Annotated in this window: 12 protein-coding genes; 8 read left to right on the forward strand and 4 right to left on the reverse strand. The window is 61.9% G+C overall.

What is annotated here, in order from left to right; all coding sequences use genetic code 11:
* Positions 1–9: 9 nt before the first annotated feature.
* Positions 10–2,655: a pyruvate dehydrogenase (acetyl-transferring), homodimeric type gene (aceE, locus tag ACP6KB_RS01765; RefSeq protein WP_442111675.1), complete on the reverse strand. Its 2,646-nt coding sequence runs from the start codon at positions 2,653–2,655 to the stop codon at positions 10–12.
* 466 nt (positions 2,656–3,121) lie between these two features.
* On the opposite strand from aceE, the gene glnE reads away from it, so the two are divergent.
* The 8 genes from glnE (at position 3,122) to ACP6KB_RS01805 (ending at position 13,176) form a co-directional block, all read left to right on the forward strand.
* Entirely contained in the window at positions 3,122–6,058 is a 2,937-nt protein-coding gene (glnE, locus tag ACP6KB_RS01770) for a bifunctional [glutamate--ammonia ligase]-adenylyl-L-tyrosine phosphorylase/[glutamate--ammonia-ligase] adenylyltransferase (protein WP_442111677.1), read from the forward strand.
* Between the two features lie 157 nt (positions 6,059–6,215).
* The gene (gene waaF, locus ACP6KB_RS01775) at positions 6,216–7,265 is read left to right on the forward strand and encodes a lipopolysaccharide heptosyltransferase II (protein ID WP_442111679.1); all 1,050 of its coding nucleotides are present in this window, start codon (positions 6,216–6,218) and stop codon (positions 7,263–7,265) included.
* Positions 7,266–8,324: a lipopolysaccharide heptosyltransferase I gene (waaC, locus tag ACP6KB_RS01780; protein WP_442111681.1), complete on the forward strand. Its 1,059-nt coding sequence runs from the start codon at positions 7,266–7,268 to the stop codon at positions 8,322–8,324.
* Positions 8,324–9,448, forward strand: a complete 1,125-nt coding sequence (locus ACP6KB_RS01785; RefSeq protein WP_442111683.1) for a glycosyltransferase family 4 protein — start codon at positions 8,324–8,326, stop codon at positions 9,446–9,448. Before waaC ends, ACP6KB_RS01785 begins: the two co-directional genes overlap by 1 nt.
* Positions 9,445–10,251, forward strand: coding sequence for a lipopolysaccharide core heptose(I) kinase RfaP (gene rfaP, locus ACP6KB_RS01790; RefSeq protein ID WP_442111685.1), 807 nt, complete (start codon positions 9,445–9,447; stop codon positions 10,249–10,251). The genes ACP6KB_RS01785 and rfaP overlap by 4 nt, the downstream gene beginning before the upstream one ends.
* Positions 10,251–10,985 (forward strand): lipopolysaccharide kinase InaA family protein, encoded by a 735-nt coding sequence (locus ACP6KB_RS01795; protein ID WP_442111687.1) that lies wholly within the window; start codon positions 10,251–10,253, stop codon positions 10,983–10,985. The genes rfaP and ACP6KB_RS01795 overlap by 1 nt, the downstream gene beginning before the upstream one ends.
* On the forward strand, positions 10,982–11,734 hold the full coding sequence (locus ACP6KB_RS01800; RefSeq protein WP_442111689.1) for a lipopolysaccharide kinase InaA family protein: 753 nt from the start codon (positions 10,982–10,984) through the stop codon (positions 11,732–11,734). Before ACP6KB_RS01795 ends, ACP6KB_RS01800 begins: the two co-directional genes overlap by 4 nt.
* A complete protein-coding gene (locus ACP6KB_RS01805; RefSeq protein WP_442111691.1) occupies positions 11,734–13,176 on the forward strand; it encodes a lipopolysaccharide kinase InaA family protein in 1,443 nt (480 codons plus the stop codon). The genes ACP6KB_RS01800 and ACP6KB_RS01805 overlap by 1 nt, the downstream gene beginning before the upstream one ends.
* Before the next feature lie 91 nt (positions 13,177–13,267).
* Here ACP6KB_RS01805 and ACP6KB_RS01810 read toward each other — a convergent pair whose 3' ends face one another.
* From ACP6KB_RS01810 to ACP6KB_RS01820, 3 genes are all read right to left on the reverse strand, one after another.
* Positions 13,268–16,264 carry a dermonecrotic toxin domain-containing protein gene (locus ACP6KB_RS01810; RefSeq protein WP_442111693.1) on the reverse strand — a complete coding sequence of 999 codons (2,997 nt, stop codon included), beginning with the start codon at positions 16,262–16,264 and terminating at the stop codon, positions 13,268–13,270.
* Between the two features lie 68 nt (positions 16,265–16,332).
* Positions 16,333–16,524 carry a hypothetical protein gene (locus ACP6KB_RS01815; RefSeq protein ID WP_442111694.1) on the reverse strand — a complete coding sequence of 64 codons (192 nt, stop codon included), beginning with the start codon at positions 16,522–16,524 and terminating at the stop codon, positions 16,333–16,335.
* Positions 16,521–17,639, reverse strand: coding sequence for a PepSY-associated TM helix domain-containing protein (locus ACP6KB_RS01820; protein ID WP_442111696.1), 1,119 nt, complete (start codon positions 17,637–17,639; stop codon positions 16,521–16,523). Before ACP6KB_RS01820 ends, ACP6KB_RS01815 begins: the two co-directional genes overlap by 4 nt.
* Between the last annotated feature and the right edge of the window lie 25 nt (positions 17,640–17,664).

Raw genomic sequence — 17,664 nt, forward strand, 5'->3', positions numbered from 1 at the left:
AAATACTCCTCAGCAGTCCAGTGGGTTGCGCTTGTCCGGGTCGATACCGAACTTGGTGATGGCATCGGCCACGACCTTAGGTTCGATTTCGCCACGGTCAGCCAGGGCTTCCAGGGCAGCCAGCACCACGAAGTGACGGTCGACTTCGAAGAAGTGACGCAGCTTCTTGCGGCTGTCGCTGCGACCGTAGCCATCGGTACCCAGGACTTTGAATTCTTTGCTCGGCACCCACTGACGGATCTGCTCGGCGAACAGTTTCATGTAGTCGGTAGAGGCAATGACCGGACCTTTGCGACCGTTCAGGCACTGCTCGACGTAAGTCTGCTGTGGCTTCTGGCCAGGCTTGAGGCGGTTGCTGCGCTCTACGGCCAGGCCGTCGCGACGCAGTTCGTTGAAGCTGGTGACGCTCCACACGTCGGCGCCGACGTTGAACTCTTCACGCAGGATCTTCGCCGCTTCACGCACTTCACGCAGGATGGTGCCGGAGCCCATCAGTTGAACGTGATGCGCCGCTTCACGGGTATCTTCCTCGAGCAGGTACATACCTTTGATGATGCCTTCCTCGACACCGGCCGGCATGGCTGGCTGCTGGTAAGACTCGTTCATCACGGTGATGTAGTAGAAGACGTCCTGTTGCTCTTCGGTCATCTTCTTCATGCCGTCCTGGATGATCACCGCCAGCTCGTAGCCGTAGGTTGGATCGTAGGTGCGGCAGTTCGGGATGGTACCGGCCATCATGTGGCTGTGACCGTCTTCGTGCTGCAGGCCTTCACCGTTGAGGGTGGTACGGCCGGCGGTACCGCCGATCAGGAAGCCACGGGTACGGCTGTCGCCAGCGGCCCAGGCCAGGTCACCGATGCGCTGGAAGCCGAACATCGAGTAGAAGATGTAGAACGGCAGCATCGGCTGGTTGTGGCAGCTGTACGAAGTACCGGCAGCGATGAACGACGACATGGCGCCGGCTTCGTTGATGCCTTCTTCGAGGATCTGACCTTTCTTGTCTTCGCGGTAGAACATCACCTGGTCTTTATCGACTGGCTCGTAGAGCTGGCCGACCGACGAGTAGATGCCCAGCTGGCGGAACATGCCTTCCATACCAAAGGTACGGGCTTCGTCCGGGATGATCGGAACGATGCGCTGGCCGATTTCCTTGTCTTTGACCAGTTGCGCGAGGATCCGCACGAAGGCCATGGTGGTGGAGATTTCGCGGTCGCCCGAACCGTCCAGGATCGCCTTCAGGGTTTCCAGTGGCGGGGTTGGCACGCTGAAGCTCTGGGCGCGGCGTTGTGGCACGAAACCACCCAGTGCAGAGCGGCGCTCGGCCAGGTAACGGGCTTCGGCGCTGCCTTCTTCCGGTTTGAAGAACGGCAGGTTTTCCAGCTCGTCGTCTTTGACTGGGATGTCGAAGCGGTCGCGGAACTGACGCAGGCTCTCGACGTCGACCTTCTTGGTGTTGTGCGCGGTGTTCTTGGCTTCGCCAGCACCGGTGCCGTAACCCTTGATGGTCTTGGCCAGGATGACAGTCGGTTGCTCTTTGTGGTTGACCGCCTGATGGTAGGCCGCATAGACCTTGTACGGGTCGTGACCACCACGGTTGAGCTTCCAGATCTCGTCGTCGGACAGGTCTTCGACCATGGCCTTGAGCTCTGGGGTGTTGAAGAAGTGCTCACGGACGAACGCGCCGTCTTTGGCTTTGTAGTTCTGGTACTCGCCGTCGATGACTTCGTCCATACGGCGTTGCAGGGCACCGTTGGTGTCCTTGGCCAGCAGTGGGTCCCAGAAACGGCCCCAAACCACTTTGTTGACGTTCCAGCCACCGCCACGGAACACGCCTTCGAGTTCCTGGATGATCTTGCCGTTGCCGCGAACCGGGCCGTCGAGGCGCTGCAGGTTGCAGTTGATGACGAAGATCAGGTTGTCCAGCTTCTCGCGGCCAGCCAGGGCGATTGCACCCAGGGATTCCGGCTCGTCGCACTCGCCGTCGCCCATGAAGCACCAGACTTTCTGCTTGCCAGCCGGGATGAAACCACGGGCTTCCAGGTACTTCATGAAGCGTGCCTGGTAGATCGCCTGGATCGGGCCCAGACCCATGGAAACAGTCGGGAACTGCCAGAAGTCAGGCATCAGCCATGGGTGCGGGTAGGACGACAGGCCCTTGCCATCAACTTCCTGACGGAAGTTGTTCATCTGGTCTTCGCTGATGCGGCCTTCCATGAAGGCGCGGGCGTAGACGCCAGGCGAGGCGTGGCCCTGGAAGAAGATCAGGTCGCCGCCGTGTTCTTCGGTCGGGGCCTGGAAGAAGTAGTTGAAGCCGATGTCATACAGGGTGGCACTGGAGGCGAAGCTCGAAATGTGGCCGCCCAGATCCGAGTCTTTCAGGTTGGTGCGCATAACCATTGCCAGCGCGTTCCAACGAACCATCGAGCGAATGCGGCGTTCCATGAACAGGTCGCCAGGCATGCGTGCTTCGTGGGTGACAGGGATGGTGTTGCGGTATGGCGTGGTGATGGCATATGGCAGCTGGGAGCCACTACGGGTGGCCAGCTCGCCCATACGGGTCATCAGGTAGTGAGCGCGGTCTTCGCCTTCTTTGTCGAGAACCGACTCCAGGGCGTCCAGCCATTCCTGGGTTTCGACGGGATCGAGGTCTTGCATGGCTTGCTCCAGGGCGGAAAGGCTTCCAGAATCGGTTGCCTGAGTTTGCGACTGGCCTTTTGGGCAGACGACATGAAATTCTTGGATTACCGGAGAGTGTACCGGCGTTGTGTAGTTTTACTACAAATGAATCACCATTTCATGCTTTTGAAGTGAAGAAGCAGTAGTAAAACTACAGAAAACTGGCTTGTGGCCTCAGTTCAGGTTGTGGGAAAAAACGATACCGGTGGTTAAAAGCAAGTTAAGAAAAGGTTTGCTGCGATGGTTTCTGCCACAGAATCATGTTTTTCAGCTATTTCTAACTTTTGTATGACAGTCCAGCCACGGTTGGTGGGAGCGGGCTTGCCCCGCGATCGCATTTCACCCATCACATCGCTTCGCGGGGCAAGCCCGCTCCTACAGAGGGTGCAATACAAATGATCCCACCTGTTGCCGCTAATCTTTTCTCGCCGATCAAGGATAGACCATGAGCCTGCCTTTGCTGGTTGACCTGCCTGCCCCCCTCGCACCGTTAGTCAGCCGTAACGAACAAGCGCTGCGCGCCGCGGTTGCCCAGGTGCCTGATGTGTCCCTTGATAGCTGGACGCCTGAACGGTGGGCGCAGTTCGCTCGGGTTGCCGCCGCCAGTGACTTTGTCCTGGAACAGTCATTGCGCGACCCGGCCATGCTGCTGGCACTGGCCGCCAGCGGCGAACTCGACCGTAGCTTCGGCCCAGGTGAACTGTGCGCGCAGATTGCCGACGCCAGTCAGGCGGCGCAAAGCGAGGACGAACTGGCGCGCAACTTGCGCCGCCAGCGCAACCGCCAGCAGGTGCGGATCATCTGGCGTGACCTGAACCGCCAGGCCGATCTGGTGCAAAGCTGCCGGGACCTGTCTGATCTGGCCGATGCCTGCATTGACCAAGCCTATAACTGGCTGTACCCGCGTCACTGCCAGCAGTTCGGTACACCGATGGGGCATCGCAGCGGCCAGCCGCAGCACATGGTGGTGCTGGGCATGGGCAAGCTGGGTGCGGTCGAGCTGAACCTGTCTTCGGACATCGACCTGATCTTTGCCTTCCCCGAGGGTGGTGAAACCGAAGGGGTCAAGCGCTCGCTGGATAACCAGGAGTTCTTTACCCGCCTGGGCCAGCGCCTGATCAAAGCCCTGGACCCGATCACCGTCGACGGTTTCGTGTTCCGCGTTGATATGCGTCTGCGGCCTTACGGCTCGTCGGGCGCGCTGGTGCTCAGCTTCAATGCACTGGAGCAGTATTACCAGGACCAGGGCCGCGACTGGGAACGCTACGCGATGATCAAGGCGCGGGTGGTGGCCGGTGACCAGCAGGCCGGAGCACAGTTGCTGAATGTGCTGCGCCCGTTCGTTTACCGGCGCTACCTGGATTTTTCCGCCATTGAAGCGCTGCGCACCATGAAGCAGCTGATCCAGCAAGAAGTGCGGCGCAAAGGTATGGCCGACAACATCAAGCTCGGTGCTGGCGGTATTCGTGAGGTCGAGTTTATTGCCCAGGCGTTCCAGCTGATTCACGGCGGGCGCGACCTGAGCCTGCAGCAACGGCCCTTGCTCAAGGTGCTGGCGACCCTTGAGGGGCAAGGCTACCTGCCGCCTGCGGTGGTCGCCGAACTGCGTGAAGGCTATGAGTTCTTGCGTTACACCGAGCATGCGATCCAGGCCATCGCCGACCGCCAGACCCAGATGCTGCCAGACAGTGACCTGGACCGTGCGCGCATCGCCTTTATGCTCGGCTTTGCCGACTGGGCGAGTTTCCATGCCCAGCTGATGCACTGGCGCGGCCGCATCGACTGGCATTTCCGTCAGGTCATCGCCGACCCGGACGAAGACGAAAACGAAGAGGGCGAGGTGATTGTTGGCGGTGAATGGCTGCCGCTGTGGGAAGAAGCCCAGGATGAGGAGGCCGCTTGCCGCCAGCTGCAGGACGCCGGTTTTGCCGACCCGAGCAAGGCGCTGCGGCAACTGGCCGGTCTGCGCAACAGTGGCCAGCTGCGCGCCATGCAGCGCTTGGGGCGTGAGCGTCTGGACGCCTTCATTCCACGCTTGCTGGCGCAGGCCGTGGAGCATGCCGACCCGGACCTGGTGCTCGAGCGGGTCTTGCCGTTGGTGGAAGCGGTGGCCCGGCGTTCGGCGTATCTGGTGCTGCTGACCGAAAACCCCGGGGCGCTGCGCCGTTTGTTGACCTTGTGTGCCGCCAGCCCGTGGATTGCCGAGCAGATCACCCGCTTCCCGCTGCTGCTCGATGAACTGTTGAACGAGGGCCGTTTGTTCAGCCCGCCACTGGCGCCGGAGCTTGCAGCCGAGCTGCGCGAGCGGCTGACGCGCATCCCCGAGGACGATCTGGAACAGCAGATGGAAGCCTTGCGCCATTTCAAGCTGGCCCACAGCCTGCGCGTGGCCGCGTCTGAAATCGCCGGTAACCTGCCGTTGATGAAGGTCAGTGACTACCTGACCTGGCTGGCGGAAGCGATTCTCAACCAGGTGCTGGCCCTGGCCTGGCGCCAGACGGTATCGCGCCACGGCCAACCGAAGCGCAGCGACGGCAGCCTGTGTGATCCGGGGTTCATTATTGTCGGCTACGGCAAAGTCGGTGGCATCGAACTGGGCCATGGCTCGGACCTTGACCTGGTGTTCATCCATGACGGTGATCCGCAGGCCGAAACCGATGGCGCCAAACCTATCGACAGCGCCCAGTTCTTCACCCGCCTGGGCCAGCGCATCATTCACCTGCTGACCACCCAGACCAACTCCGGGCAGCTCTACGACGTGGACATGCGCCTGCGTCCTTCAGGTGCCTCGGGCCTGTTGGTCAGTTCGGTAGGGGCTTTCGAGCGTTATCAACAGAACGAGGCCTGGACCTGGGAGCACCAGGCGCTGGTGCGCGCACGGGTGTTGGCCGGTTGCCCACAGGTGGGCTCGGCCTTCGAAGCGGTACGGGCGCGGATTCTCGGGCAGGCGCGTGATTTGCCCAAGTTGCAGCTTGAAGTCAGCGAAATGCGCACCAAGATGCGTGACAACCTGGGGACCAAGGTCAGTGCCGCCGGTACCGGCGCCAACGCTTTCGAGGCGGGCGTGCCCTTTGATATCAAGCAGGATGCCGGTGGTATCGTCGATATCGAATTTATGGTGCAATACGCCGCTTTGGCCTGGTCTCACGACCATCCGGAACTGCTGCGCTGGACCGACAACATCCGCATCCTTGAAGAGCTTGAACAGGCCGGGTTGATGCCCGCCAGCGATGCGATTCTGCTGCGTGAGGTGTACAAGGCATTTCGCTCGGCAGCTCACCGCCAGGCCCTGCAGAAGCAGGCCGGGGTGATCGATGCCTCGCAGTTCGTTAAAGAACGCGGCGAAGTGCGGCGGATCTGGGCGCAAATGGGCCTGACCTAAGCGGTTGAACCAGGCGAATCAGGCGGCAGGAAGCCTGCCTCGACCACACTACAGCCCGAGTGGCGTACACTGGTCGCTATATAGCCTGAATATAAAGAAGGGAGGCCAGGCTGTTTGCGGACAGGCTGCAGCCTCCCTGATCGTTTCTGGATAAAGCATGAGAATTTTGATCATTGGCCCCAGCTGGGTGGGCGACATGGTAATGGCACAGACCCTGTTCCATTGCCTGAAGCAGCAACATCCGGCGTGTGTGATCGACGTCCTGGCCCCCGAGTGGAGCCGGCCGATCCTCGAGCGCATGCCTGAAGTGCGTCAGGCCTTGAGCTTTCCGCTCGGCCACGGCGCGCTGGAACTGGCGACGCGGCGGCGTATCGGCAAATCGCTGGCCGGTCAGTACGACCAGGCCATCTTGCTGCCCAATTCGCTGAAGTCGGCGTTGGTGCCGTTCTTCGCTGGTATCCCCAAGCGCACCGGCTGGCGCGGTGAGCTGCGTTTCGGCCTGCTCAACGATGTGCGCAAGCTGGACAAGGCGCGCTACCCGCTGATGATCGAGCGCTTCATGGCCCTGGCTTACCCGGCAGGCACCGAGCTGCCAAAGCCGTACCCGCGCCCAAGCCTGCAGATCGAGGCCACCAGCCGTGATGCGGCCCTGGCCAAGTTCGGCCTGAGCCTCGATCGTCCGGTATTGGCGCTGTGCCCGGGTGCCGAGTTCGGCGAGGCCAAACGCTGGCCTTCGGAACACTACGCCAAGGTTGCCGAGGTGAAGATCCGCGAAGGCTGGCAAGTGTGGCTGTTTGGCTCGAAAAACGACCACGCGGTGGGCGAGTCGATTCGTGACCGGCTGATCCCGGGCCTGCGTGAAGAGTCCTATAACCTCAGCGGCGAAACCTCGCTGGCCGAGGCTATCGATCTGCTGTCGTGCAGCGATGCGGTGGTGTCCAACGATTCGGGGCTGATGCATGTAGCCGCAGCCCTCAACCGTCCGCTGGTAGCGGTCTACGGCTCAACCTCACCGGGCTTTACCCCGCCGCTGGCCGATCAGGTCGAAGTGGTGCGCCTGGGCCTGGAGTGCAGCCCGTGTTTCGACCGTACCTGCCGTTTCGGCCATTACAACTGCCTGCGTCAGCTCGAACCTGAGGCTGTGGTAGCTGCCTTGCAGCGCCTGAATGGTCCGAGCCTGGTCGATGTTCTGGTTGAGGTCGACTAAGTGCGGGTATTGCTGATCAAGACCTCGTCCCTGGGTGATGTGATTCACGCGCTGCCGGCGCTCACCGACGCGTCGCGGGCGATTCCCGGGATTCGATTCGACTGGGTGGTTGAAGAAGGCTTTGCCGAGATCCCCAGCTGGCACCCGGCGGTAGACCAGGTCATCCCGGTGGCGATTCGCCGTTGGCGCAAGAACCTCTGGCAGACCATCAAAAATGGCGAATGGCGGCAGTTCAAGCAGCGCCTGCGCGAGCGTCAGTATGACCTGGTGATCGACGCGCAAGGCCTGGTCAAATCGGCCTGGCTGACCCGCTACGTCAAAGCCCCGGTGGCTGGGCTGGACCGTTATTCGGCACGTGAAGGGCTGTCCAGCCGCTTCTATGACCGACGCTTTTCGGTGCAGCGCGGGCAACATGCGGTGGAGCGGGTACGGCAACTGATCGCCCTGGCCTTGGGCTATGACCTGCCCGCTGGCCTGGGTGACTACGGGCTCGACCTCAATCGCCTGCAGTTGCCGCCAGCTGCACCGTTCGTGGTGTTCCTGCATGGCACAACCTGGGCGACCAAGCACTGGCCCGAGGCCTACTGGCGGCAGTTGGCTGAGCGCCTGGGCCAGCAAGGCCTGCAGGTGCGCCTGCCGTGGGGCAATCCGGCCGAGCAGGCGCGTGCCGAACGCATTGCCAAAGGCTTGAGCAACTGCCAGGTACTGCCAAAATTGAACCTGGCCGGTGTCGCCCGGGTGCTGGCTGCGGCCAAGGCCTGTGTGGCGGTGGATACCGGACTGGGGCACTTGGCTGCGGCGCTGGATGTGCCGACCCTGTCGCTGTTCGGCCCGACCAACCCGGGGCTGACCGGCGCTTACGGCAAGTCGCAGGTACACCTGGCCAGCGACTTTGCCTGTGCCCCGTGCCTGCAGAAAAAATGTACCTATAAACCGAGTGCTGACGATCAGCGCCGGTTCGATCTCAAACGCGAGTGGCCGCTGTGCTTCACTCGCCTGAATCCCGAGCGTGTAGCGAGCCAATTGCGCGCGTTGCTGCTGGCTGAGGATGTTCGTTAATGCAACTGGCTTTTGTGCTGTACAAATATTTCCCCTTCGGCGGGCTGCAGCGCGATTTCATGCGTATCGCCCTGGAGTGCCAGCGCCGTGGTCACAAGATCCGCGTTTACACGCTGATCTGGGAAGGCGATGTGCCTGAAGGTTTCGAGGTGCTGGTGGCACCGGTCAAGGCGCTGTTCAACCATCGGCGCAACGAGAAACTCAGCGCCTGGATGGAGGCCGACCTGGCCAAGCGTCCGGTAGACCGTCTGATCGGCTTCAACAAGATGCCGGGGCTGGATGTGTACTACGCCGCCGACGGCTGCTTCGAAGACAAGGCGCAGAACCTGCGTAACTCGCTGTACCGTCGCTGGGGCCGCTACCGGCACTTTGCCGAGTATGAGCGGGCGGTGTTTGCCAAGGATGCCAAGACCGAGGTGTTGATGATCTCGGAAGTCCAGCAACCCTTGTTCATCAAGCACTACGGCACGCCGCTGGAGCGTTTCCACCTGCTGCCGCCGGGAATTTCCCAGGACCGTCGGGCGCCGGCCAATGCCGCCGAGATCCGCGCCGAGTTTCGCCGTGAGTTCGACCTCAAGGATGACCAGCTGCTGATGGTGCAGATCGGCTCCGGGTTCAAGACCAAAGGCGTTGACCGCAGCCTCAAGGCGCTGGCGGCGCTGCCCACGGCCCTGCGCAAGCGCACCCGGCTGATGGTGATCGGCCAGGACGATCCCAAGGTGTTCCAGCTGCAGAGCACAACACTCGGTCTGAACGATCAGGTGCAGTTCCTCAAGGGCCGCAGCGATATCCCGCGTTTCCTGCTCGGCGCCGACCTGTTGATTCACCCGGCCTACAACGAAAACACTGGCACGGTATTGCTCGAAGCGCTGGTCGCCGGGCTGCCGGTGCTGGTCTCGGCAGTCTGTGGTTATGCCCATTACATTGCCGAGGCCGACAGCGGCCTGGTGCTGGATGAGCCGTTCGAACAGGAACAGCTCAATCAGTACCTGCAGCGCATGCTCGAAGACGATAGCGCCCGCGCTGACTGGGCCCGCAATGGCCTGGCGTTCGCCGACACCGCCGACCTCTACAGCATGCCCGAGCATGCTGCCGATGTGATTCTGGCCCCGGAGCGTAAATGAAACTGATATTGGCCGAGCCGTTCAAACGCCTGTGGGCCGGGCGCGATGCCTTCGATGCCGTGGAGGGCCTGCAGGGCCAGGTGTACCGCGAGCTGGAAGGTCGCCGCACGCTGCGCACCGAGGTCGAGGGGCGTGGCTACTTCGTGAAGATTCACCGGGGCATTGGCTGGGGTGAGATCTTCAAGAACCTGTTCACTGCCAAGCTGCCGGTGCTCGGTGCCGGTCAGGAATGGCAAGCGATCCAGCGCCTGCATGAGGTTGGCGTGCCGACCATGACCGCCGTGGCGTACGGCGAGCGTGGCAGCAACCCGGCGGCGCAGCATTCATTTATCGTCACCGAAGAGCTGGCGCCGACGGTCAGCCTCGAAGACTTCAGCATCGACTGGCTCAAGCAACCGCCGCAGCCGCGCCTCAAGCGCGCGCTGATCGCTGAAGTGGCGCGCATGACCGGGATGATGCACCGCGCCGGGGTCAATCACCGAGACTGCTACATCTGCCACTTTCTGCTGCACACCGACCGCGAAGTGACGGCCGATGATTTCAAACTGTCGGTCATCGACCTGCACCGTGCGCAGACCCGTGCGAGCATCTCGCGACGCTGGCGTAACAAGGACCTGGCCGCGCTGTATTTCTCGGCGCTGGACATCGGCCTGACCCGGCGCGACAAGTTGCGCTTTCTGCGCGGTTACTTCCAGCAACCGCTGCGCCAGATCCTTGCCGAAGAAGCCGTGCTGCTGCGCTGGCTGGAAGGCAAGGCGCAGAAGCTCTACGAGCGTAAACAACGATACGGGGATGCGCTCTGATGGCGGGATGGACACTGGAGCCTGGTTACCAGGCGCTGGCGGCGGATTTTGGCAGTATCGAGGCAGTCTTCGCCTTGCAGGGTGAGCGTCTGACCCACGACCCGTTGAGTGAAGTGATCCGCGTTGAGCGCGACGGGGTGAATTATTACGTCAAGCGTTACACCGGCGCCGGTAAAGGCTTGCGCCGCTACTTGGGGCGCCCGCGGATCAAGGCCGAGTGGCAAAACCTCAAGCAGTTCGCCAAATGGGATATCCCCACCGCCGAGGTGGTGGCCTGGGGCCTGGAACGCAACGGCCTGGCCTTTGGCCGTGGGGCGATGATCACCCGCGAACTGCCGCGCACCGAAGACCTCTCGGCCCTGGCCGAGCGCAAGGACTCACGCCTGGCCGATCGTGGCTGGGTCGACCACATCAGCCGTCAGTTGGCCCGGCACACGCGGGTCATGCATGATCACCATTTCACCCATAACGACCTGAAGTGGCGCAACCTGCTGGTTGATGATCAAGCGCGGCTATTCTTCATCGATTGCCCGACGGGCGACTTCTGGTGGGGCTTTATGCTGCGCTACCGGATTACCAAAGACTTGGCGTGCCTGGACAAAGTGGCCAAATATCACCTGTCGGCCACGCAGCGTTTGCGCTTTTACCTGCAGTACCGCGGGCGCGAGCGCCTCAATGCATCGGACAAGCGCCGGATTCGGCATGTCGTGACGTTTTTCGAGGGACGCGAATGACTGATTTTCTCGCCAGTGCCGACATTGCACTGCTTGAGCGCCATGGCCTGAACGGTTTCGACCAGCTCTGGGCGCTGCAGCTCGATGCCGTGGATGAGCCCAACACCGGCCGCGGCGGCTGGAGCAGCGTTTATCGTCTGGAGCTTGAGGGTAAGGGTTACTACCTCAAACGCCAGAGCGACTACCTGACCCGCACCTTGCATCGGCCCTTCGGTGAGCCGACCTTTGCCCGCGAGTTCCGCAATATCACCCGTTACCAGAAGTTGGGCATTCCCGCGCTGCAGGCGGTTTACTACGGCGAACGCAAGATTGATGGTGAGCGCCGGGCGATCCTGCTGACCCGTGCGCTCGATGACTGGAGCGACCTGGACAGCCTGTTCGGCGTGTGGCCGACCCTGGAGATTGGCCAGCGCCAAGGCATTCTGCGGGCCTGTGGCCTGTTGGCGCGTACCGTGCACTCAGCAGGTCAGGTGCATGGCTGTTTCTATCCCAAGCACATTTTTTTGCGTGAGCGCAGCGAAGGCTGGCAGGCGCAACTGATCGACCTGGAAAAAACCCGGCCGCTGTTGCTGGGCATGCGTGACCGGCTCAAGGATCTTGAGCCGCTGTTGCGTCGCGCACCGCTGTGGAGCGAGGCTGATGTGCGGGTAATGCTGTCGTCTTATCTTGAGCAACCCACCGACAGCACGCTGGTCGATACCTGGCTGCAGCGCCTGTCGCGCCGCCGTCGTGAGAAAGAGGCTCGTTGATGCGTTTGTCCGAACTCAAAGGTGCCGGGCGTTACCCGGACCTGCCCCTGAACATCGGCCTGGCCGATGCCGCAGGCCCTGCCGAACTGCAATTGCTCAGCCTGTTGCGGGTGTTGCCCGGGCAACGTTACGTAGGCGCCGGTATCTGGCGCGGCAAGCCGGTGCTGGCAAAGCTGCTGGTTGGCAACAGTGCCCCCCGGCATTTTCAGCGTGAACTCGACGGTGCCCGCCTGCTGGCGGCGCAAGGGCTGACCACGCCGCTGCTGCTGGCCGACGGCCTGCGCGAAGGCGAGGGCGGCTGGTTGTTGTTCGAATTCCTTGAAGGTGCGCAGAGCCTGGCCGATGCCTGGGCCGAGGTCGAAGCCCTGCCTGTGCTGGCTGATGAGCAACAAATGGTGCTCGGTGAAGCGTTGGCCGCCGTGGCACAGATGCACGCCAAGGGCTTGTGGCAGGAAGACTTGCACCTGGACAACCTGATGCGCCATGGCGGTCAGCTGTACCTGATCGATGGCGCCGGGATCAAGGCCGAAACCTTGGGTAAACCGCTGTCGCGCGCGCAGGTGTTGCAGAACCTCGGCGTATTGTTCGCACAACTGCCCAAGCGCCTGGAACCGTTCATTGAAGAACTGCTGGTGCATTACCTGTTGGCCAACGCCGAGCATGCGCTGCCACTGGAAGCGCTGCAGAAGCAGATCGACAAGGTACGCAGCTGGCGTTTGAAGGATTATCTGGAAAAGGCCGGTCGCGAATGCACGCTGTTCAGCGTGGAGCGTGGCCTGAGCGGATTGCGTTCGGTTCGTCGCGAAGAACTGGCTGCCATGCTGCCGGTGCTGGAGCAGGCGGATTCACTGATTGACCAGGGCCACCTGTACAAGACCGGTGGTGCTGCCAGTGTCGCGCGAGTCGAGGTGAATGGCCGGCCGTTGGTGCTCAAGCGTTACAACATCAAGAACACCGCGCACTGGTTCAAGCGCTTCTGGCGCCCGAGCCGGGCCTGGCACTCGTGGATCGAAGGGCATCGCCTGGAGTTTCTCGGTATCGCCACGCCCCGACCGCTGGCGGTGTTGGAGCAGCGGGTCATGGGCTTGCGCAGCCGTGCCTATCTGGTGACCGAGTACGCCGAAGGACCGGACCTGATCGAGTGCTTCGCACCTTATATCGACAGCGGCGAAGTGCCCGAGGCGCAGCTTGAGGCCTTGCAGGCGCTGCTCAAGCAGCTGATCCACGAGCGCATCAGTCACGGCGACATGAAGGGTCATAACCTGTTCTGGCAGGCCGGCCAATGGTCGCTGATCGACCTCGACGCGATGTGTCAGCACGCCACCCAGCTCAGTTTCGCCCCGGCCTTTGCCCGTGACCGTGCGCGCCTGCTGCGCAACTGGCCGAGTGGCAGTGCCTTGCACAAACGCCTGGATGAGTGCCTGCCAAAGCTGACCGATTGACCACCCTCCGGTGGGAGCGGCGGTGCGGCGATCCGACTTGCCCCGCGATTGCGGTTTGTCAGTCACATCGCATCGCGGGGCAAGCCCGCTCCTACCGGGACTCGTCCGGCAGTGGCAGCCAGTCGCTGCTACGGCCGCTCTGGCGAACGCGAATACGCCATTGTTTGTCTTGCCAGCGCAACACCGCCCACACCGGCACGGCGCTGTGCTGCGCCTGCGGGATCTGTAGGTGGTAGTGGTCAGCGAGCAGGTGCGGGCGTAGCGGCAGTTGGTGGGTCTTGGCTTGCAGGTAGAGTTGTCCGTCAGCCCGGTAAAGCTGGCTGGCTGGCTCGACCGGGGCGCCAGCCAATGGTGTATCCGGCTGGCAGTCGGCAAACAGCTTGGGCAAGTCGGGCAACCCGTCGTACCAGAGTACCGGTGAGTCGATCACCCACTCGCCATCTTCACGACGCTTGAGCGGCACTTTCAGGTAGCTGTCCGGTTGTTTGGGATCGATCGCCAGCCAGCGTCGCCCGTCGTAGCTGACCTGGTAGTGACGCCCTTGCCTGTCCTTGACGAAGTATTGAGTGAGCCCCGTATAGGCTGACGATTGCTCGTAGACACCTTCTCCGTAAATACCATCGATTCGATAGCGCAACTGGCTGCTGTTGGGCGTTACGCTCATGCGTTGCGGTAAAGGCAGGGGTGGGTTTTTGGGCAGGCCACGCAGGGTGCGGCGCATCAACGTCGAGCCCGCATAATTGTTGATGCCGTCGCTCGTGTGTGCCAAAGCGCTGTAGGTATGACGCAGCACCGCCTCGAGGTCGTTAGCTTTGAGGCCCGACAGCGCATCCCAGACATCAATGGCCATACGGCCAAACGCCAGCGCTGCCAAGGCACGGCTAGGCAGTACCAGGCTGATCAGGTCGACGATCCACCAGGCGATCGTCACCATTGACTGAATATTCATCTCAGTCGTTGTACGGCTACCGTTGTCGACCGCGGCAAGCAGCGACTTCACTTCCGCCAGGTAGTAGGCCTCGCACCAGTTGCCGTCGATGGTAGGCCGACTCAGGTGTGGGCCGAGCCTGCCCTTGTGTAGCAACTGATCAATGTATTTGCCATCGGCAAAGGGCACGCGCTCGACGAAGTAGCTGCGCAACGTCGGAGATTTGCGCAGGGCTTTGAGCAGTTCGCGTGAGTTACGGTATTCCCGCCAGGGGCGTCGGTCAGGGGCATTGGGGGTGTAAAGCACAAAAGAACTGACACTGTCGACTTCAGCCGTCAGCAGCAGTACACCCTGCACGGTATGACCCTGGATGACCAGTTGGCGAACACTGATCCGGTGCTCTTCTACCGTTGCGCGCCATGCGCTGTCGGGGAATTTGAGAATCACGCTGGCCCAGCGATAACCCTGCTCCAGCGAGTCGGCAAGGAAGTGCCCGGCATGCCGCGCCTTGGCTGCTTCGGCACGCATACGTGCCCGATTGACACTGATGTGGGCTTGCTGGCGCCACTGGCCGGCGTCTGAGTCGATCAAGTGGCTGCGCACAAAGTGCGCATAGCCACTGCCGGCATTGAGGGAGCGAACCAGCGCTTTCACAACACCTGGTGTCAGTGCTGGTATGTTGAGACCATCAACGTGATAGACACGGGCCGTCAGCCAGTAGTCGATATCGAACCAGGCGATGTTCAGCAGCGCCAGCTCATCCAGGGACCAGGTGGTGCTCACCATTTCGATGCTTTCACCGGCCTGCGGTCGGCTGGCCACGGCAATGTAACTGGTTGGCAGCAACGGGTTCAGGACTGGCCCGATCTGGCGGGCCATGGTGACGCTGATGCGAATGTCTTGCGGCTTGAGGTCCAGCCCATGCTCGTTGCGTAGGCGTTCGCGCAGCCGTTCCTGCGTCCAGCCGAGCAGCGTGTGGCGCTGATTGAATTGCTCAAGGGTGAGGATGCCCGGGGCTGCAGCGAGTTCGATGGCGGCGGCCAACTCCTGCAGGGTCTGCATGATCTGGGAGAGGGCTTGCTGCGAGCTTGAGCGCAGCCAGGACGGCAGGTGCTTCTCCAGTAGCAAGGCATAGCGGGTGGCGAGCAAGCCTTTGCTGGTGGCCGCCGGGCGCAGGTCCATCGCCTGCAGGAGCGCACGGTCAAAGGCCGGGATATCGCCTTGAAGACCCTGGTTCCAGGCCTCCAGCCAGGCGTTGCTCAAGCGTGCACGCTGCACGGCTAGCAGGCTTTCGACCTGTTCTTCCAGCACGCTCCCGGTAAACCAGTCGTAGCGCAGGCGTTCGGCCTGAGGGGCTCGTTCGCGGTCTTGGGGGCGCGTTGTCAGTTCGAGCAGGGGCGAGCTTTGATGAGGATCGTCCAGGCGTTCGCACAGCTCAGTGTGCAAGGCCTTGAGACTGGCGAAGACTTCGATGCCATGCGCCAGGCTGTAAAGCAGCGCCGAGCCCACCTCTTCCTGGCCTGTGAGCATCGTCCCTTGCGGCCCCGTCTGGACGATCACCAGCGTGCCTGGCAGGTAGGCCCGCCAATTGGGGGCGCTGGCGCTGAGCAAGGGGCGGTACACCTGTGGGCGATTGCTCAATGGCAAATGCAGACGTTGCCAGGGCAGTGGCAGCTCCAGGCAGATTCGCAGGGAGTAGGCCTGGTCGTAGTTCAGGGTTTGATCACCCAGGCGCAGTTCGATTTCGTTGAGCAATTGTGTTTTGCGTAGCGCGGTCAGGCGCTGCTGGCGGCTTTTCCCCGTGCTGTCTGTCTGTGCCCAGAAGTCGAGCAGGCTGGCGTAAAAGGTTTGCCGCAGGTGCTGGCAGAGCGTCTCAACAGCACTGGCCAATGCCTTCAGGTTGAGTGCTGTCAGCGGCTTATCGCCGTGGCTGACCAGGCTGTCGGCTGCAAGGGTAAATGCGCTGTTGCCCTGTAGCCGCTCGCCCACATGTTCGAGCAGGGATCGCTTGTCGATGATCAGGTCACGGGCGCGCAGGGTGGTGTCAGCCGCAGCATTGGCCAGGCACTGGTCCAGGGCCTGCTCCAGGCTGGGTAGCCCTTCCAGCAAGGTGCCCAGCTGGGTATCAATGGATTCAATACGATCGAGGGGGGTTGGCATGGCCCAGCTCCTGATGAAAGGGAGCTGGGCATGCTAGGCCTGCGCGGTTGAGCGCAGTCGGTACATGCTTATGTCACTTTTGCGCGGCGTTTGAGCAGTCCACGCAGGCTCAGTAACGCGGGAATCCCCAGGCCAACCCAGGACAGCACGTCCCAGGCGTCATCACCGAGCAACGCGGCAAACAGCCCCGCGGCGCCCAGCAGGCCAATCACAAGGGGCCAGGCAAAGATCGTCCGGGTAGATTGCGAGCGATGGCTCATGCGCTGGCCTCCTGCACCCGCGGGCGCCGATGTTTGCTCCACCACAGGTACAGGCCGCTGCCCAGCACGATGATGGTCAGCACATCGAGCACGGCCCAGAGGATCTGCATCGGCCGGCCGCCGTAATCACCAAAGTGCAGCGGTTGCGACAGCAGCATCGCGTCCATGTACCAGGGACGGTCACCGACGGCGGTCACGGCCAGTGTCGAAGCATCGATCAGCACTGGCGTCAGCAGGTGCGAGGTGAGGTGTGTGCCGCCTTTCATGAACACGGCGTAATGGTGCTCGCTGGAAAAGCGCGTGCCGGGGAATGCGATGAAGTCCGGGACCATGCCGGGTGCGGCGCCTTCAGCGATATCCAGTACACGGCTGACTGGAGCCAGTTCGGTCAAGGGCGGAGCGTCCCGGTAAGGTGCGACCAAGGCACTCAGGCTGTCGTTGCGCCAGGCGGCGATCACCAGGTCCGACAGGGCGCTGATGACCCCGGTGACACCCACCACCAACGCCCAGGTCAGGGTGACGATGCCGATCAGGTTGTGCAGGTCGAGCCAGCGCAGCCGCGACGACTTCTCATGGCGCACGGAGGCGAATTTCAAGCGGCGCATGAAAGGCGCGTAAAGCACCACGCCGGAGATGATCGCCACGACGAACAGCAAGCCCATGAACGCCAGCAGCAGTTTCCCCGGTAGCCCGGCAAACATGTCCACGTGCAGGCGCAGCATGGTCATCATGAAGCCACCGTTGGAAGACGGCATTTCGACGGCTTCGCCGGTGCGGCCATCGAGCATGAAGGTGTGCGACAAGTCAGGGTGAGTACCGGCAGTGGCCGCCATGATGGTGATCACACCGTTACTGTCGTCTTCATCCCAGCCGAAATACTGCATGGCCTCGCCCGGGCGATGGGCCTGGGCCTTGAGTACCAGCTGTTGCAGGTCCAGCTTCGGCGTGTCGGCGGGCATCTCTTTGAGTTCCGGCGCATTGCCCAGCAAGTGGTCGATCTCGTGGTGAAAGATCAGCGGCAAACCGGTCAGCGCCAGCATCAGCAGGAACAGGGTGCAGATCAGGCTGGTCCAGGTGTGGATGAACGACCAGCGGCGTATGGTTGAGCTTTTCATTACATTTTATTTCTCAGCTTTCAGA

The organism is Pseudomonas sp. NUPR-001 (assembly GCF_052147955.1).
In the GTDB taxonomy this organism is placed as follows: Bacteria; Pseudomonadota; Gammaproteobacteria; order Pseudomonadales; family Pseudomonadaceae; genus Aquipseudomonas.

What these genes read in the sequence shown, in the direction of transcription:
- ACP6KB_RS01785 (WP_442111683.1), top strand. Translation starts at nt 8,324, where the DNA reads ATGCAACTGGCTTTTGTGCTGTACAAATATTTCCCCTTCGGCGGGCTG.
- ACP6KB_RS01795 (WP_442111687.1), top strand. Translation starts at nt 10,251, where the DNA reads ATGGCGGGATGGACACTGGAGCCTGGTTACCAGGCGCTGGCGGCGGAT.
- ACP6KB_RS01820 (WP_442111696.1), bottom strand. Translation starts at nt 17,639, where the DNA reads ATGAAAAGCTCAACCATACGCCGCTGGTCGTTCATCCACACCTGGACC.
- ACP6KB_RS01815 (WP_442111694.1), bottom strand. Translation starts at nt 16,524, where the DNA reads ATGAGCCATCGCTCGCAATCTACCCGGACGATCTTTGCCTGGCCCCTT.
- ACP6KB_RS01805 (WP_442111691.1), top strand. Translation starts at nt 11,734, where the DNA reads ATGCGTTTGTCCGAACTCAAAGGTGCCGGGCGTTACCCGGACCTGCCC.
- waaF (WP_442111679.1), top strand. Translation starts at nt 6,216, where the DNA reads ATGAGAATTTTGATCATTGGCCCCAGCTGGGTGGGCGACATGGTAATG.
- aceE (WP_442111675.1), bottom strand. Translation starts at nt 2,655, where the DNA reads ATGCAAGACCTCGATCCCGTCGAAACCCAGGAATGGCTGGACGCCCTG.
- rfaP (WP_442111685.1), top strand. Translation starts at nt 9,445, where the DNA reads ATGAAACTGATATTGGCCGAGCCGTTCAAACGCCTGTGGGCCGGGCGC.
- ACP6KB_RS01800 (WP_442111689.1), top strand. Translation starts at nt 10,982, where the DNA reads ATGACTGATTTTCTCGCCAGTGCCGACATTGCACTGCTTGAGCGCCAT.
- glnE (WP_442111677.1), top strand. Translation starts at nt 3,122, where the DNA reads ATGAGCCTGCCTTTGCTGGTTGACCTGCCTGCCCCCCTCGCACCGTTA.
- ACP6KB_RS01810 (WP_442111693.1), bottom strand. Translation starts at nt 16,264, where the DNA reads ATGCCAACCCCCCTCGATCGTATTGAATCCATTGATACCCAGCTGGGC.